Source organism: Flavobacterium sp. CG_9.10 (assembly GCF_015752245.1).
GTDB lineage: Bacteria > Bacteroidota > Bacteroidia > Flavobacteriales > Flavobacteriaceae > Flavobacterium.
On the sequence record NZ_JADOVD010000016.1, the window covers coordinates 41,058 to 56,088 of the forward strand.

The window sequence follows — 15,031 nt, forward strand, 5'->3', positions numbered from 1 at the left end:
TTTGCAGCGAGGTTTTTTTATAAATAGAATTCCTTTATTCTGGATCGTTCATTTTAAAAGTATCCATAAAAGCAGTTGTATAATTCCCTGCAATATATCTCGGATCATCCATTAACTGTCTGTGGAATGGAATAGTTGTTTTTATTCCTTCAATTACAAATTCATCTAAGGCTCTTCTCATTTTGCTAATTGCTTCTTCTCTTGATTGCGCCGTAGTAATTAACTTTGCAATCATAGAATCGTAATTTGGCGGAATGGTATAACCGGAGTAAACATGTGTGTCTAAACGAACACCGTGTCCTCCTGGCATATGAAGAGTTGTGATTTTTCCTGGAGAAGGACGGAAATCATTATAAGGATCTTCCGCATTAATTCTACATTCAATGGCGTGCAATTGTGGTAAATAATTCTTACCTGAAATAGGAATTCCAGCTGCAACCATTATTTGCTCACGGATTAAGTCATAATCAATAACTTGTTCCGTAATAGGATGCTCCACCTGAATACGGGTATTCATTTCCATGAAGTAAAAGTTACGGTTTTTATCAACCAAAAACTCTACTGTTCCTGCACCTTCGTATTTAATATATTCAGCTGCTTTTACAGCTGCTTCACCCATTTTTTGACGCAATTCATCGGTCATAAATGGAGATGGAGTCTCTTCAGTTAATTTTTGATGACGTCTTTGAACAGAACAATCTCTTTCTGAAAGGTGACAGGCTTTCCCATAAGAATCACCAACAACTTGAATTTCAATATGACGAGGTTCTTCGATTAATTTTTCCAGATACATTCCATCATTTCCAAAAGCAGCAGCAGATTCCTGACGGGCATCTTCCCAAGCTTTTAACAAATCTTCTTCTTTCCAAACCGCTCGCATTCCTTTTCCACCACCACCAGCAGTCGCTTTAAGCATTACTGGAAAACCAAAATCTCTCGAAAGCTGTAAAGCTTGTTCATAAGATTCTAATATTCCTACTGAACCTGGAACACAAGGAACACCAGCTTCAATCATGGTTGATTTAGCAGAAGCTTTGTCTCCCATTCGATCAATCATTTCCGGAGAAGCGCCAATGAATTTGATTCCGTGTTCTTGACAAATTTTAGAAAATTTTGAATTTTCAGAAAGAAATCCGTATCCTGGATGTATAGCATCTGCATTGGTAATTTCAGCAGCGGCAATAATATTGGACATCTTTAAATAAGACAAGTTACTTGGAGGCGGCCCTATACAAACTGCTTCGTCAGCAAACTTTACATGAAGACTTTCAGCATCAGCAGTAGAATAAACAGCTACAGTTTTGATACCCATTTCCTTGCATGTTCTAATTACGCGAAGCGCAATTTCTCCCCTATTTGCAATTAATATTTTTTTAAACATCTATTTTGAGTTATGAGTTATGAGTTATGAGTTTTTTAAAATTATGATTGATCAAAAACCAATTCATAATTTATAATTCATAATTTATAATTAATTTAAGATGGGTCTACTAAGAATAAAGGCTGATCAAATTCTACAGGTGACATATCATCCACCAATATTTTTACAATTTTACCAGATACTTCAGATTCAATTTCATTAAACAACTTCATAGCTTCAATAACACAAAGCACGTCTCCTTTAGCAATAGTTTTACCTACTTCAACAAACATAGGTTTGTCTGGCGATGGTTTTCTATAGAAAGTTCCAATAATTGGAGATTTTATAGTGATGTAATGAGCATTTTCTGCCACCGGAGCTTCTGCCACTGGAGCAACCGCAGCAATTTGCTGAGGAGCTACTGCTTGTTGAAGGGGAGCATGATTTGGCATTTGTTGTACATACGTCGTCTCGGTTACATTTCCTTCTAAAGTTGTTCTAATAGTGATTTTAACATCATCCATTTCTAATTTAACTTCTGCAACTCCAGAATTAGCTACAAACTTGATTAAATTTTGAATTTCTTTTAAATCCATAATTGGTTATTTTTAGTTTAAATTTATTTTTTATCGTATGCCCATTTTAGATAAATGGATCCCCAAGTAAATCCGCCTCCGAAAGCTGCCAAAATAATTGTATCTCCTTTTTTGAACAAATGCTCAAAATCGTAGAGTACTAATGGCAAGGTCGCTGATGTTGTATTTCCGTATTTTTCGATATTGATTAGAACTTTAGAATCCTCTAAATTCATTCGATTAGCAGTGGCATCAATAATACGTTTATTAGCCTGATGCGGCACTAACCAATCGACATCTTCATTAGTTAGGTTATTTCTTTTCAAAATTAACTCACTGGCATCAGCCATGTTCGTTACAGCATATTTGAAAACAGTCTTCCCATCTTGTATGATATTGTGTCTGTTTTCTTTTATTGTTTCTGAGGAAGCTGGATGAAGAGATCCGCCGGCATCAATTTTTAAAAAATCCCGACCAATTCCATCGCTTCGCAAATATTCATCTTGTAGTCCTAATCCTTCGTAATTAGGTTCGAATAAAACTGCTCCTGCACCATCTCCAAAAATTATACAGGTTGATCTATCAGTATAATCGACTATAGATGACATTTTATCCGCACCAATTAAAAGTACTTTTTTGTACCTTCCAGATTCTATGTAAGCTGCAGCAGTAGACATTCCGAATAAAAAGCTGGAACATGCTGCTTGCAAATCATAAGCAAATGCATTTGTGGCTCCTATTTCAGTAGCTACATATACTCCTGTCGCCGCTACTGGCATGTCCGGTGTAGCAGTTGCCATTATTACTAAATCGATTTCTAAAGGGTCAATATTGGCTTTAGCTAATAAATCCTGAGCTGCCTTAATAGCAAGAAAGGACGTTCCTTTGTCCTTATCTTTAAGGATTCTTCTTTCTTTTATTCCTGTTCGAGAAGTAATCCACTCGTCATTTGTGTCAACCATGGTTTCCAGAATTTTGTTTGAAAGCACAAATTCTGGTACATAGCCTCCAACAGCGGTAATTGCGGCCGTAATTGTATTCATTGTATTCGCTTATTACTAGTCAAATGTTGCCATTTGAAAATTTTTAAAAGACCTTAAAATTACAAAAAAAATCCAAAACATACCGTTTTAAGACTTCTTATTTAAATGGAAATTAGAAACAACAAAAAAACTCTCACGATGTGAGAGTTCGAATATCATTTACAAAAATGTATTAAGCAACAGCTACAGATTTATCTATAACAACTTGCCCTCTGTAATACATTTTTCCTTCATGCCAGTAGGCTCTGTGATACAAGTGTGCTTCGCCAGTTATAGGGCAAGTAGCGATTTGTGCTACAGTAGCTTTGTAATGTGTTCTTCTCTTATCTCTTCTTGTTTTGGAGATTTTTCTCTTAGGATGCGCCATTTTACTATATTATTTATCCGTTAATAGTTGCTTTAATTTGTCCCAACGCGGGTCAATATTTTCTTCTTTTTGTACTTCTTTTTTATGCTCTTTTTTTTGTTCTTTTATTGTCAATTCTTTCAGCTTTGTTAAGGCTTCAGTATTTAAACTTCCATCTTTAACTCCTGGATGAACTCGTCTTAGAGGGACGGAGAGCACTACCATTTCATAAATAGATTGTGAAACATCTATTTCAAACTCACCAAATGGTAAAATAAGCAAATCTTCATTGTCATTATTATACGTTTCTCCAAAACGCACAATCAATTTAATCTTGCCTTTAATTGGCAAATCAAAATCTTCACTTGTAAGATCGCAAGGAACATTTACAGTTCCTGCATGCTTGAAACTAAGCTCTAGCATGTTGCTTTTCTTCTCTAAAACTACATTAACTTTGATATTTGAATTTTGAAATTCAGTATAATCAAAGATTTCAAAGAACGCATTATTGATTTGATATTCAAATTGATGTTTGCCTAGCTTTAATCCTACGAAAGGAATTAAATATTCTTTTGTCTTGTTCATTTCAACAACAATTTACCCTAATCTTCGGGAGTGCAAAGATATAAAATTATTGCAAAACAAATAATCTTATTCACCTTTTTTTGTTTATAACTGTCTTTCTTTTGTTTTCAGCGGTTTTTCACTGATTTCCTTGTACTGATTTCTGGAATTATAAACATCAATAGCCAGATAAACCGCTTCTTTAAATGAATTATAGTCCGCAATACCTTTCCCTGCTATATCATAAGCAGTCCCGTGATCAGGAGATGTTCTGATTTTATTTAATCCCGCGGTATAATTGACTCCTTTACCAAAAGACAATGTTTTAAACGGAATCAACCCTTGATCATGATAAGCCGCAATAACAGCATCGTATTTTTCATATTGGTTGCTACCAAAAAAACCATCAGCAGCAAAAGGACCAAATACCAAGGTGCCTTTTTCAAATAATTTTTTCAAAGCAGGCTTTATTATTGAATCATCTTCCTTACCAATTACCCCACCATCACCACAATGTGGATTTAAACCTAAAACAGCAATCTTGGGCTTAGTGATGCTAAAATCCTGGATTAATGATTGTTTTATTGTTTGGATTTTTTTTATGATCAACTCTTCCGTAAGTTTAGATGCCACTTCGCTTACTGGAATATGATCTGTCAATAAACCAACTCTTAAATTATCTTGAACCATTAACATTAAAGCGTCACCTTCTAACTCTTGATCCAAATAATCTGTATGTCCCGGAAACTTGAATGTTTCTGATTGTATATTATACTTATTTATAGGCGCAGTTACTAATACATCGACAAGGCCTTCTTTCAAAGCATTAGTCGCAGCTATAAACGATTTTATTGCATATTGACCAATTTTCTCATCGTTCACTCCAGGATTTAAATCAACCCCTTCTTTCCAAAGATTTAAAACATTTATCTTCCCTACAACGATTTGATCTAGCTTATCAATTCCGTGAAGCATTGACGTTGACTCAAAACTTTTTTTTACGAATGACATTATTTTCACATTAGCAAAAATAACTGGCGTACATAGTTCCAACATCCGTGAATCCTCGAATGTCTTTAAAACAACTTCGCTTCCAATACCGTTTAAATCTCCAATTGAAATTCCAACGATTATATTTTCTGCCTTTTTCATCATGACCTAACGTTATTTATTGCTAATTTTGAAGTGCAAATTTAGTAAAATAAAACAAGAAATGTTTACAGGAATAATAGAAACACTTGGTGTAATCCAAGAAATAGAAAAAGACAAAGACAATATTCATATTACAATTGATTCCTCCATTACTGGCGAACTTAAAATTGACCAAAGCGTAGCTCATAACGGAATCTGTTTGACTGTTGTAGCTTTAAAAGATACTTTTTACACCGTAACAGCTATTGACGAGACAATTAAAAAAACAAATTTAGCATCTTGGAAAATAGGAGACAGTGTGAATCTTGAAAGAGCCATGAAACTTGGTGACCGTCTTGACGGCCATATCGTGCAAGGCCACGTTGACCAAACCGGAACTTGCATTGTTGCAAAAGAAACTAATGGAAGCTGGCTTTACACGTTTGAATACGACGAAACACTAAACAATATGACTATTGAAAAAGGTTCTATAACCGTAAATGGCGTTAGCTTAACTGTAGTAAATTCAGAGAAGAATCAATTTAGCGTGGCCATTATTCCTTACACTTATGAACACACCAATTTTAAATCATTTGAAGTAGGTACAAAAATAAATCTGGAATTTGACGTAATTGGGAAATATGTCTCTCGATTATATGCTAATAAATAACGCAAGAACTTTATAAAAACAAAAACTCCAATTTAAATTGGAGTTTTTGTTTTTAATCTATGACTGTAAATAATATAAATTCCAAAAAGCAATGCAATTATTATTAGCGTAAGAATATTCTCATCAATAGGTAATCCTGGCGGCGGAGGTGGCTTACGTCTTCCAGTAAGTGGCGGTGGCGGTGGATTTTCCGCAATAGCATATAACGTCCCAAATAGGAAGGCAATAAAAAGATAAAATTTGTTTGGCAAAATGTTCATAATTTCCAAAAATAGTAAATCAATCGTTCAAAAAAAGTAATTTCAGCTATTTATTATCAATCTTTATTAAATTTAGCAAAAAAAAATCAATTTATCCCGAAAACCAGTCCTTATTATACAAAGGTTTGCATCTTGCATGCAGTCCTATTTCGATATACACAAAAATATAAAACCCCTCAAAATCAATAAATTTTGAGGGGTTTTTTGTGGTCCCACCTGGGCTCGAACCAGGGACCACCTGATTATGAGTCAGGTGCTCTAACCAGCTGAGCTATAGGACCGGTTAAGAGTGTGCAATATTACCACTATTTTTCATTTGCTCCAAATATTTTTGACTTAGATTTTAATATAGTTCAATTATTAACTTTTTTCAAACAGAAACCAACTGAATATTAGAATACTACACTCTTATCTACCAAAGAATTATTTTATTTCTTGACACAATTCAATCAAAACACCATTAGTGCTTTTTGGATGCAAAAACGCAACTAGCTTATTATCAGCTCCTTTTTTAGGGATTTCGTTCAAGACAATAAATCCCTCTTTCTTTAAACGCGCTATTTCCAGCACAATATCTTCTACATCAAAAGCAATATGATGTATACCCTCCCCTTTTTTCTCTATAAATTTAGCAATAGGACTATCCGAATTAGTAGCGGCTAGAAGTTCTATTTTATTTGGACCAACATTAAAAAATGAAGTACTTACCCCTTCACTTTCTACATCTTCAAATTTATAAGGTGGAGCGCCCAGTAATTTTTCGAAAATTAAATTGGAAACTTCTAAATTTTTAACTGCAATTCCTATATGTTCAACTTTTCTCATCATTTAAATATTTAACCATAATTTAGCTACGAAGTTAAAAAGTATACCAAGTGTATATCTTAAAAACCTCAAAATTTCTTCTGCGGTAAATTTACACATTAAAAGCTAAAAAGAATAAGAAGAATCCTAAAAGTAAACCTACTTAAGCATCCATAATAATTTCATAAAAGTTTCAATTCCATTAATTATAATTGTTATTTTGTAGATTCTAATTCTAATTTGATATGTTGAAAAACAATTTAAGATATATTTCCCTGATTTTGATTCTGTTAGTAATCAGTTGCGCCAAAAGAGGAACGATAACCGGAGGCTCAAAAGACACACTCGCACCTGTTTTAAAAATGAGTTTCCCTGAAAATTTCAGTACTAATTTCAAAGGAAATGAAATTAAATTGGTCTTTGACGAAAACATCATATTAAAGAATCTTAATAAGCAGTTAATCATATCTCCACCAATGAAACAGGAGCCATTGATATTACCAACCACCGCCAGTAAATTCATAACTATTAAAATAAAAGACACGCTGCAACCTCATACAACGTATAGCTTCAATTTTGGTCAAAGTATCTCTGACAACAACGAAGGAAATCCATACAATCAATTTAAATATGTATTTTCAACTGGAGACCATATCGATTCATTGTCTCTCAGCGGGAAAGTCAGAGACTCCTACAATAAAGAAGCAGAGCCATTTGTTTCTGTAATGCTTTACGAAATAAATGACAAATTTAAGGATTCAGTAGTTTATACCGACAATCCAAGATACATAACAAACACCCTTGATAGTTTAAAAACCTTTAAAATAGAGAATTTAAAAGCTGGAAAATACCTTCTTGTGGCAATGAAAGATTATAATAGCAACAATAAATTTAATCCAAAAAAAGACAAAATTGGATTTAACAAACAGTTTATCACCATTCCAAACGACAGCGTTTACGAATTACAATTATTCAAGGAAGTTCCCCCATTTAAAGCTTACAAACCTAGTCAAGCTTCTGGAAACAGATTAGTCATGGGATATGATGGAAAAGTAAGTTCATCGAGTGAAAGACCGAAAATAATCTTAAAAAACAGGGATGATTCCGACGCTTCAGGACTTGCAATTGTTATTACTCAATTACCAAAAAAGGATTCTCTCCAAATTTGGTACAAACCTATAAAAGTAGATTCATTATCTTTAGCTGTTGCCAAAGATAAATACATAGAAGATTTCAAATTCAAAATTAAAGATCAGAAAAAAGACACTTTGAACATTACCGCTTTACAAAATGAAACTTTAAATTTCAGGGATCGAATGACTTTTGAAACAACCACACCATTAGTTAAATTTGATAATTCAAAAATCAAATTAGTCAACAAAGCCGGAACTTCAATTCCTTTCACTTCTGAATATGACGAATTTAATCAAAAACTGTATTTAGATTTTAAGAAGGAACCTTCTGAAGATTACGGATTTACCATTCAACCTGGAGCGCTGATTGATTTTTTTGAAAAGTCAAATGATACTTTGGAATATAAAATAAAAACAAAAAGTTTCGCTGAATTTGGAAACCTTAGTGTGTCTTTGCAAAATGTGAAGCAATTTCCTATAATTGTAGAACTAACTAATCCAAAAGGAGAAGTTTTAGCCACTGAATATTCAGACAAAAACACTTCGATAGATTTTAATTTAATCGAACCAACTTTATATTCTCTTCGTGTGATTTATGATGTGAACAATAATAAGGAATGGGATTCAGGTAATTATTTAGAAAAACGTCAAGCCGAAGAAGTTATTTATCTATCAAAAGAAATTGATGTTCGCGCGAATTGGGATGTAAATCAAGTATTTGATTTGAGTCTTCCCTATATTCCTGAACCGAAAAAGAAAACGGACAACAAGAATAAATAAATTATTAACTTTTAATTTCAAAAGCATCCCTATCATTCAAAAAGCCTAATTTTTGTCTTGTCAGCATCATTTTCTCTTTGTCTAGTTCGATGGAGAAAACAGCTTCGGATTCAGTAGGTTCCACTAAATACTCTCCAAGAACATCGACAACTTGGGAGTGTCCCGTGTATTCATATCCATTATCATCCTCGCCTATTCTGTTAACCCCAATAGCATAACTCATGTTTTCTATTGCACGAGCTTTAATCAAGGCATCCCAAGCATTTATTCTGATTTTTGGCCAACTCGCCACATAAATTAAAAGTTCATAATCTTCCGAATTTCGAGAAAACACAGGGAATCGCAAATCATAACACACTTGGAGACAAATTTTCCAGCCTAAATAATTGACGATAACTTTTTGTGTTCCGCTGGTGTACACTTTATCTTCCCCGGCCAATGTAAATAAATGTTTTTTATCATAAAACTGAATTTCCCCTGAAGGAAAAACAAACAACATCCTATTATAGAAAGTATTATTTTCTTCAATAACTACACTACCTGTTATGGCAGAGTTTTTGGCTTTCGCCAAAGACCGCATCCATAAAACAGTTTCGCCTTGCATGGTTTCAGCAACAGCTCTGGGATTCATGGTAAAACCGCTCGTAAACATTTCAGGAAGTACAATCAGATCTGTCGTATTAGAAATCGAATTTATTTTTCCTTCGAAATAGCTTCGGTTTCGTTTTGGGTTTTCCCAAATTAAAGGCGATTGGATTAAGGTAACTTTCATTTAAAATTATTTTTATAAAGATAAAAAAAACGCATTCAACTTTTAAATTGAATGCGTTTAATAAATATTAGATATTAGTTTATCCTTTCAAACTCGCAGATAAATATTCTCTGTTCATTCTGGCAATATTTTCAAGAGAAATTCCTTTTGGACATTCTACTTCACATGCTCCAGTATTAGTACAATTACCAAAACCTTCCGCATCCATTTGCGCTACCATATTCATTACACGGTCAGCAGCTTCCACTTTACCTTGTGGCAATAACGCAAACTGAGATACCTTTGCAGAAACAAATAACATAGCTGATGAGTTTTTACAACTTGCTACACAAGCTCCACAACCGATGCAGGTTGCTGCGTCAAAAGCTCTATCTGCGTCATGTTTAGGTATAGGAATTGTATTTGCATCAATAGTGTTCCCAGATGTGTTTACAGATATAAAACCTCCAGATTGCTGGATTCTGTCAAATGCACCTCTATCAACTACTAAATCTTTAATTACTGGGAAAGCTTTTGCTCTAAATGGCTCGATAAAGATAGTGTCTCCATCCTTAAATTTACGCATGTGCAATTGACAAGTGGTAACTAAACGGTCTGGACCATGCGCTTCACCATTGATGTATAAAGAACACATCCCACAAATTCCCTCACGGCAATCATGGTCAAATGCAACAGTATCCTCTCCTTTTACGATTAATTCATCGTTCAAAATGTCAAGCATTTCAAGAAAAGACATGTCTGGTTCAATTCCGTCAATAGGATATTCTACAATTTTACCCTCTGCAGCGGCATTTTTCTGACGCCATATTTTTAATGTAAGTTTCATATATTTTTAGTTTGAAAGTCTGAAAGTCTAAAATCGAAAGCCTTTACTTTAAGACTTTTGACTTTTAACTTTTGACTAAATTCTATTTATAACTTCTTTGAACTAGTTTAACGTTTTCGAATATCAATTCTTCTTTGTGCAACACTGCATCGCTAGGATTACCTTTGTATTCCCATGCTGCAACGTACGCAAAGTTTTCGTCATCACGTTGTGCTTCTCCCTCGGGTGTTTGATATTCTTCACGGAAGTGACCTCCACATGATTCGTTTCTATGCAATGCATCTTTGGCAAACAACTCTCCTAATTCAAGAAAATCTGCAATACGAAGTGCTTTAGCCAGCTCAGGATTAAAACTATCCGCTGTTCCAGGAATTTTCACTTCTTTATAAAACTCTTCTCTAATTGCTGCAATTTCGCTTTGTGCTTCCGTTAACCCTTTAGCATTACGCGCCATTCCAACTTTATCCCACATGATTTTTCCTAATTTTTTATGGAAATAATCTGCTGGTTTAGAACCTCCGTTATTCATTAAAGCTTCAATCTGTTGCGTAACATTTTTCTCTGCTTGTTCAAATTCTGGAGAATCAGTAGAGATAGTACCCATTTTAATATCTGGTGCCAAATAATCTCCAATGGTGTAAGGCAATACAAAATAACCATCTGCCAAACCTTGCATCAGTGCAGAAGCTCCCAATCTATTTGCTCCGTGATCAGAAAAGTTAGATTCTCCAATAGAGAAACATCCCGGAATCGTAGTTTGTAAGTTATAATCAACCCAAGTTCCTCCCATGGTATAATGTACCGCAGGATAAATCATCATAGGTGTTGCGTATGGATTTTCATCAACGATTTTCTCATACATTTGAAACAAGTTACCGTATTTATTGGCAACTACTTCCGTTCCTAATTTTATAACTAAAGCAGCGTCTTTTTCGTCTAAATGCTTTAGTCTTGCCTGGTCAACTCCATATCTTTGGATAGCTGCAGCGAAATCTAAATAAACAGCTTCTCCTGTTTTATTTACTCCAAAACCAGCATCACATCTTTCTTTAGCTGCACGAGAAGCAATATCTCTAGGCACTAAATTTCCAAAAGCTGGATATCTTCTTTCTAAATAATAATCTCTGTCAGCTTCCGCAATTTGGGTTGGTTTTAATTTTCCTTCACGAATTGCTTTAGCATCTTCTAACTTTGCAGGAACCCAAATACGCCCATCATTACGCAACGATTCAGACATCAATGTCAATTTCGCTTGGTGATCTCCAGAAACCGGAATACAAGTTGGGTGAATTTGTGTATAACAAGGATTTGCAAAATACGCCCCTCTTTTATGAATTTTCCAAGCCGCAGTAACATTACTTCCCATCGCGTTAGTCGAAAGGAAAAATACGTTTCCGTATCCTCCAGAAGCAATAACAACTGCATGAGCCGAATGTCTTTCTATTTCTCCAGTAATCAAGTTACGCGCTATAATTCCTCTTGCTTTTCCGTTTACGATTACTAAATCCAGCATCTCGTGACGGTTGTGCATTTTAATTTTTCCACGACCAATCTGGCGATTCATTGCTGAATACGCACCTAATAATAATTGTTGTCCAGTTTGTCCTTTTGCATAAAAAGTTCTTGAAACTAATGTACCTCCAAAAGAACGGTTGTCCAATAACCCCCCATATTCACGAGCGAAAGGAACACCTTGAGCCACACACTGGTCAATAATATTTGTAGAAACCTCCGCAAGACGATGTACGTTTGCTTCACGCGCACGATAATCTCCCCCTTTTACAGTATCATAAAATAAACGGAAGGTTGAATCTCCATCACCTTGATAATTTTTTGCAGCGTTGATTCCACCTTGAGCAGCAATAGAGTGCGCACGACGCGGTGAATCTTGAAAGCAAAATGCTTTTACGTTATATCCTAATTCTGCTAATGTAGCAGCAGCAGAACCTCCAGCTAGACCTGTACCAACTACAATAATATCTAAATTACGTTTGTTAGCAGGGTTTACTAAATTAATATGATCTTTATAATTTGTCCATTTGTCCGAAATTGAACCACTAGGAATTTTTGAATCTAATGCCATTATAATTTAATATTAATGATTAAAATGATGAAATAATGCAATGAAAATGAAACCAAAAGGAACTACAATTGCAAAAGCATATCCTAATGTATGCAAAGATTTTGAATATTTGTTATTGAATCCTACTGATTGAAAAGAAGAATTGAAACCATGCCACAAGTGCAATGACAATAAAAGGAATGACAAAGAATACAATCCTGTACGTACTGGACTTTCGAATTTTTCAGCTAATTCATGAAAATATCTTGTTGGCTCCAATGGATTAACATCAACATATTTATAAACCATTTCTGGGAACCAAAAATCGTAAAAGTGCAATGCAAGAAATGCCAAAACAACTGAACCAGAAATAATCATATTTCTTGAAGCCCAAGAAGAATTAGCCGCGCCGTTGTTCTTTGCGTAAGAAATTGGTCTGGCAGCTCGGTTTTGAAAATCTAGAACAAAACCCATAATAAAGTGAAAAACAACCCCTATAATTAAAATTGGCTGAATAACGAATTGAACTAAAGGGTTATTTCCCATAAAATGGGATATTGAATTAAAAGTATCGGCACTGAAAACCGATGTCATATTGATAAAAAAGTGCTGTGCTAGAAACAACATCAAAAAAAGTCCTGAAAGTGCCATAGCTACTTTTTTTGCTATTGACGATTTCAATAATGCAGATTTTGCCATAAGATTTATATAAATTGTTTTTAAAAATGCTACAAAAATAAAGCAAATAGTAAAGAACTACAACCTTTTCGCTGTTATTTATAATGATTTTAAAGTGTTAAACACAACCCATTAAAAGAGCTTCTGAAACTGCAGCGTACCGCGCCAAACCATAGTGATTCAATTGAACAAATGCGAAAAACTGAGGATTCCATTTTTATGAATTTCACCAATAATTAGAATCAAATTATCGAATCCATAATTTTGAATGTTATCTATTTTTAAATCCATAAAATAGTTCAAAAAAAATCCTTTACATTTTTAAAAGATTGTGATTTTTTAACACCATTTGCAAGCAAAACATTTAAAAAAGTAACAAGAAATTGGAATACGAAAATGCATTTTTCAACAAAAAGTCTGATTAAGCTAAAAACATTAAAATTGGAAAACCCAAAAAAAGGCCTAAACATCTTCCAAATTGAATAGAAGCAAACAAATTAACTGAATTTAGTCATGTATTGTTGCACTATTAAATCTGTATTTTCATTTCGGGTTTTCTGCTCTAACTGAATTGGTGGAGATGCTCTTTCTAGGCAATTTTTAACCGCACACGTTTCACAAGTTACGCCCACAATTTGTTTTTGGATGGATTTATTATCAATGAACTTGAATTTTTTCTTCACACTCGGAGTGATCAATATTCCCACCGAAATACTTCTTAAACAATCTTTTTTGAACGGATCCAATGTTGCTGAAGAAAAGACTAAATACTCATTACTACTATTGTCATAACGCGAAATTTGCGCGTCAAAAAAGTGACTTTTATTTTGTTTCATTGCATTCTCTATCGTCTTGATTGAAACCCATCTTCGGCAATAATGCTCATTCATTTCATTAGCATGGGGCTCTTGCTGATTCGTAATATGCAGTTCCTTTTTAATTTGATAAGTATCAGCACCAATTTTATGAGACAATCGCAGAAAAAATAGATTCTTTAATTGAAAATCTTTTGGTAAGATATTAGTCAATCTTTGATAAAAAGATTCCGGTGAAACATTGAATTTACCCATCAACTGAATCATTTCCTGTGGTTTTGGATCTGTTTTCATTAAGAATAAATTCAACTCATCAATCAGTTGTTGTCTAGGAATAAGTAATGCTCCGGCAAAATACGAAGCATAGAAATTATTAAGAACCTGGTCGAAATTATCAAATTTTATCCAACTAAAAGTATACAGTCTTTCGGTTATTTCAAGGTAATTATAAGCAATTTCTTTGGCCAAAATAAATGCTTTTTGAGGCTCATCAATATCTAATGAAAGCAACAAAGTCTTGCTTTTTGGAACAAAAATCGATCTTAAATCCCCCAATTGTTCTTGTTCCGAAAAAACGAGTTCCTGAATGGTATAACCATATTCCTCAATTAGTATAGCAGATAATTCTTCAATTGAAATTTTAGTGTCAATATTTATATGAAAGGCTTTCGAAAACTGCAATACTTTTTGTTCCAAATCTTCAAAATAATTATTATGCGCTTCTTGATAAGAACGTAAAGCAGCCAAGAAAAAACTTTCCCGAGTTAAATTATAATGCTGGGCAATTTCAATAATGGTGCTTATGAACGCATTTACTTTCGCGGGAGCATTCGCAATGATATCAATAAGATCATTTTCCTGAATCCCGAAAATTTCCAAAGGAATCTCCTTTAAAATCCCTGATTTTAAAATTTCACCGATAGGCGCCAAATTATTATCCAGTTTTAAAGAAACCATATGGTCGTATGAAACATCCAATTTTTCAGACAGAAGAATAATCTTATCTGTTTTAGGATATTTTTTTCCTTTTTCGATTTCGTTTAAGTACGATTTTGAAAGGTCGGTAATCTTAGCTAAACCAAATAACGACAAGTTCTTGTTTGTACGAGCCTGCTTGAGCTTGAGCCCAAAAATCAACTTTATATAATCCTTTTCTATGTTCATAAAATCAAAGATACGCTAAAAAACAAAAACGTCAAAAAAATATTTTTT

The 15,031-nt window shown here is 34.0% G+C and carries 15 protein-coding genes and 1 tRNA gene; 2 read left to right on the forward strand and 14 right to left on the reverse strand.

The window, feature by feature from the left end; genetic code table 11:
- Window positions 1–34 precede the first annotated feature (34 nt).
- The 6 genes from accC to pdxA form a co-directional block, all read right to left on the reverse strand.
- Window positions 35–1,381 carry an acetyl-CoA carboxylase biotin carboxylase subunit gene (accC, locus tag IWX84_RS13185; RefSeq protein WP_073209026.1) on the reverse strand — a complete coding sequence of 449 codons (1,347 nt, stop codon included), beginning with the start codon at window positions 1,379–1,381 and terminating at the stop codon, window positions 35–37.
- A 95-nt stretch (window positions 1,382–1,476) separates the two neighbouring features.
- Window positions 1,477–1,956 (reverse strand): acetyl-CoA carboxylase biotin carboxyl carrier protein, encoded by a 480-nt coding sequence (accB, locus tag IWX84_RS13190; RefSeq protein ID WP_196851227.1) that lies wholly within the window; start codon window positions 1,954–1,956, stop codon window positions 1,477–1,479.
- A 23-nt stretch (window positions 1,957–1,979) separates the two neighbouring features.
- On the reverse strand, window positions 1,980–2,978 hold the full coding sequence (locus tag IWX84_RS13195; RefSeq protein WP_196851228.1) for a beta-ketoacyl-ACP synthase III: 999 nt from the start codon (window positions 2,976–2,978) through the stop codon (window positions 1,980–1,982).
- 172 nt (window positions 2,979–3,150) lie between these two features.
- Complete coding sequence (gene rpmF, locus IWX84_RS13200; RefSeq protein ID WP_007137315.1) at window positions 3,151–3,345, reverse strand: 50S ribosomal protein L32; 195 nt, start codon at window positions 3,343–3,345, stop codon at window positions 3,151–3,153.
- A 9-nt stretch (window positions 3,346–3,354) separates the two neighbouring features.
- Window positions 3,355–3,909, reverse strand: a complete 555-nt coding sequence (locus IWX84_RS13205) for a YceD family protein (RefSeq protein ID WP_196851229.1) — start codon at window positions 3,907–3,909, stop codon at window positions 3,355–3,357.
- A gap of 84 nt (window positions 3,910–3,993) precedes the next feature.
- On the reverse strand, window positions 3,994–5,043 hold the full coding sequence (pdxA, locus tag IWX84_RS13210; RefSeq protein WP_196851230.1) for a 4-hydroxythreonine-4-phosphate dehydrogenase PdxA: 1,050 nt from the start codon (window positions 5,041–5,043) through the stop codon (window positions 3,994–3,996).
- A gap of 58 nt (window positions 5,044–5,101) precedes the next feature.
- Here pdxA and IWX84_RS13215 point away from each other — a divergent pair, with 58 nt between their 5' ends.
- Entirely contained in the window at window positions 5,102–5,689 is a 588-nt protein-coding gene (locus IWX84_RS13215; RefSeq protein ID WP_196851231.1) for a riboflavin synthase, read from the forward strand.
- A 32-nt stretch (window positions 5,690–5,721) separates the two neighbouring features.
- On the opposite strand, the gene IWX84_RS13220 is transcribed toward IWX84_RS13215, so the two are convergent.
- The 3 genes from IWX84_RS13220 to mce all read right to left on the reverse strand — a co-directional run bounded on the left by IWX84_RS13220 (window position 5,722) and on the right by mce (window position 6,774).
- Window positions 5,722–5,949, reverse strand: a complete 228-nt coding sequence (locus tag IWX84_RS13220) for a hypothetical protein (RefSeq protein ID WP_196851232.1) — start codon at window positions 5,947–5,949, stop codon at window positions 5,722–5,724.
- A 207-nt stretch (window positions 5,950–6,156) separates the two neighbouring features.
- Window positions 6,157–6,230, reverse strand: a tRNA-Ile gene (locus tag IWX84_RS13225).
- Between the two features lie 142 nt (window positions 6,231–6,372).
- Window positions 6,373–6,774, reverse strand: a complete 402-nt coding sequence (mce, locus tag IWX84_RS13230) for a methylmalonyl-CoA epimerase (RefSeq protein ID WP_196851261.1) — start codon at window positions 6,772–6,774, stop codon at window positions 6,373–6,375.
- A gap of 224 nt (window positions 6,775–6,998) precedes the next feature.
- Here mce and IWX84_RS13235 point away from each other — a divergent pair, with 224 nt between their 5' ends.
- On the forward strand, window positions 6,999–8,666 hold the full coding sequence (locus tag IWX84_RS13235; RefSeq protein WP_196851233.1) for an Ig-like domain-containing protein: 1,668 nt from the start codon (window positions 6,999–7,001) through the stop codon (window positions 8,664–8,666).
- Window positions 8,667–8,670: 4 nt separating this feature from the next.
- On the opposite strand, the gene IWX84_RS13240 is transcribed toward IWX84_RS13235, so the two are convergent.
- From IWX84_RS13240 to IWX84_RS13260, 5 genes are all read right to left on the reverse strand, one after another.
- Window positions 8,671–9,438 (reverse strand): amidohydrolase, encoded by a 768-nt coding sequence (locus tag IWX84_RS13240; RefSeq protein WP_196851234.1) that lies wholly within the window; start codon window positions 9,436–9,438, stop codon window positions 8,671–8,673.
- A gap of 79 nt (window positions 9,439–9,517) precedes the next feature.
- The gene (locus IWX84_RS13245; protein ID WP_196851235.1) at window positions 9,518–10,264 is read right to left on the reverse strand and encodes a succinate dehydrogenase/fumarate reductase iron-sulfur subunit; all 747 of its coding nucleotides are present in this window, start codon (window positions 10,262–10,264) and stop codon (window positions 9,518–9,520) included.
- A gap of 82 nt (window positions 10,265–10,346) precedes the next feature.
- Window positions 10,347–12,347, reverse strand: a complete 2,001-nt coding sequence (locus IWX84_RS13250; protein WP_196851236.1) for a fumarate reductase/succinate dehydrogenase flavoprotein subunit — start codon at window positions 12,345–12,347, stop codon at window positions 10,347–10,349.
- 12 nt (window positions 12,348–12,359) lie between these two features.
- Complete coding sequence (locus IWX84_RS13255) at window positions 12,360–13,025, reverse strand: succinate dehydrogenase cytochrome b subunit (RefSeq protein WP_196851237.1); 666 nt, start codon at window positions 13,023–13,025, stop codon at window positions 12,360–12,362.
- A 476-nt stretch (window positions 13,026–13,501) separates the two neighbouring features.
- The gene (locus IWX84_RS13260) at window positions 13,502–14,983 is read right to left on the reverse strand and encodes a helix-turn-helix domain-containing protein (RefSeq protein WP_196851238.1); all 1,482 of its coding nucleotides are present in this window, start codon (window positions 14,981–14,983) and stop codon (window positions 13,502–13,504) included.
- Window positions 14,984–15,031 lie beyond the last annotated feature (48 nt).

Coding starts and splice junctions, on each gene's coding strand:
- IWX84_RS13245 (WP_196851235.1), bottom strand. CDS start 10,264: ATGAAACTTACATTAAAAATATGGCGTCAGAAAAATGCCGCTGCAGAG.
- IWX84_RS13235 (WP_196851233.1), top strand. CDS start 6,999: ATGTTGAAAAACAATTTAAGATATATTTCCCTGATTTTGATTCTGTTA.
- IWX84_RS13215 (WP_196851231.1), top strand. CDS start 5,102: ATGTTTACAGGAATAATAGAAACACTTGGTGTAATCCAAGAAATAGAA.
- IWX84_RS13195 (WP_196851228.1), bottom strand. CDS start 2,978: ATGAATACAATTACGGCCGCAATTACCGCTGTTGGAGGCTATGTACCA.
- mce (WP_196851261.1), bottom strand. CDS start 6,774: ATGAGAAAAGTTGAACATATAGGAATTGCAGTTAAAAATTTAGAAGTT.
- IWX84_RS13260 (WP_196851238.1), bottom strand. CDS start 14,983: ATGAACATAGAAAAGGATTATATAAAGTTGATTTTTGGGCTCAAGCTC.
- pdxA (WP_196851230.1), bottom strand. CDS start 5,043: ATGATGAAAAAGGCAGAAAATATAATCGTTGGAATTTCAATTGGAGAT.
- IWX84_RS13205 (WP_196851229.1), bottom strand. CDS start 3,909: ATGAACAAGACAAAAGAATATTTAATTCCTTTCGTAGGATTAAAGCTA.
- IWX84_RS13220 (WP_196851232.1), bottom strand. CDS start 5,949: ATGAACATTTTGCCAAACAAATTTTATCTTTTTATTGCCTTCCTATTT.
- accC (WP_073209026.1), bottom strand. CDS start 1,381: ATGTTTAAAAAAATATTAATTGCAAATAGGGGAGAAATTGCGCTTCGC.
- accB (WP_196851227.1), bottom strand. CDS start 1,956: ATGGATTTAAAAGAAATTCAAAATTTAATCAAGTTTGTAGCTAATTCT.
- rpmF (WP_007137315.1), bottom strand. CDS start 3,345: ATGGCGCATCCTAAGAGAAAAATCTCCAAAACAAGAAGAGATAAGAGA.
- IWX84_RS13240 (WP_196851234.1), bottom strand. CDS start 9,438: ATGAAAGTTACCTTAATCCAATCGCCTTTAATTTGGGAAAACCCAAAA.
- IWX84_RS13255 (WP_196851237.1), bottom strand. CDS start 13,025: ATGGCAAAATCTGCATTATTGAAATCGTCAATAGCAAAAAAAGTAGCT.
- IWX84_RS13250 (WP_196851236.1), bottom strand. CDS start 12,347: ATGGCATTAGATTCAAAAATTCCTAGTGGTTCAATTTCGGACAAATGG.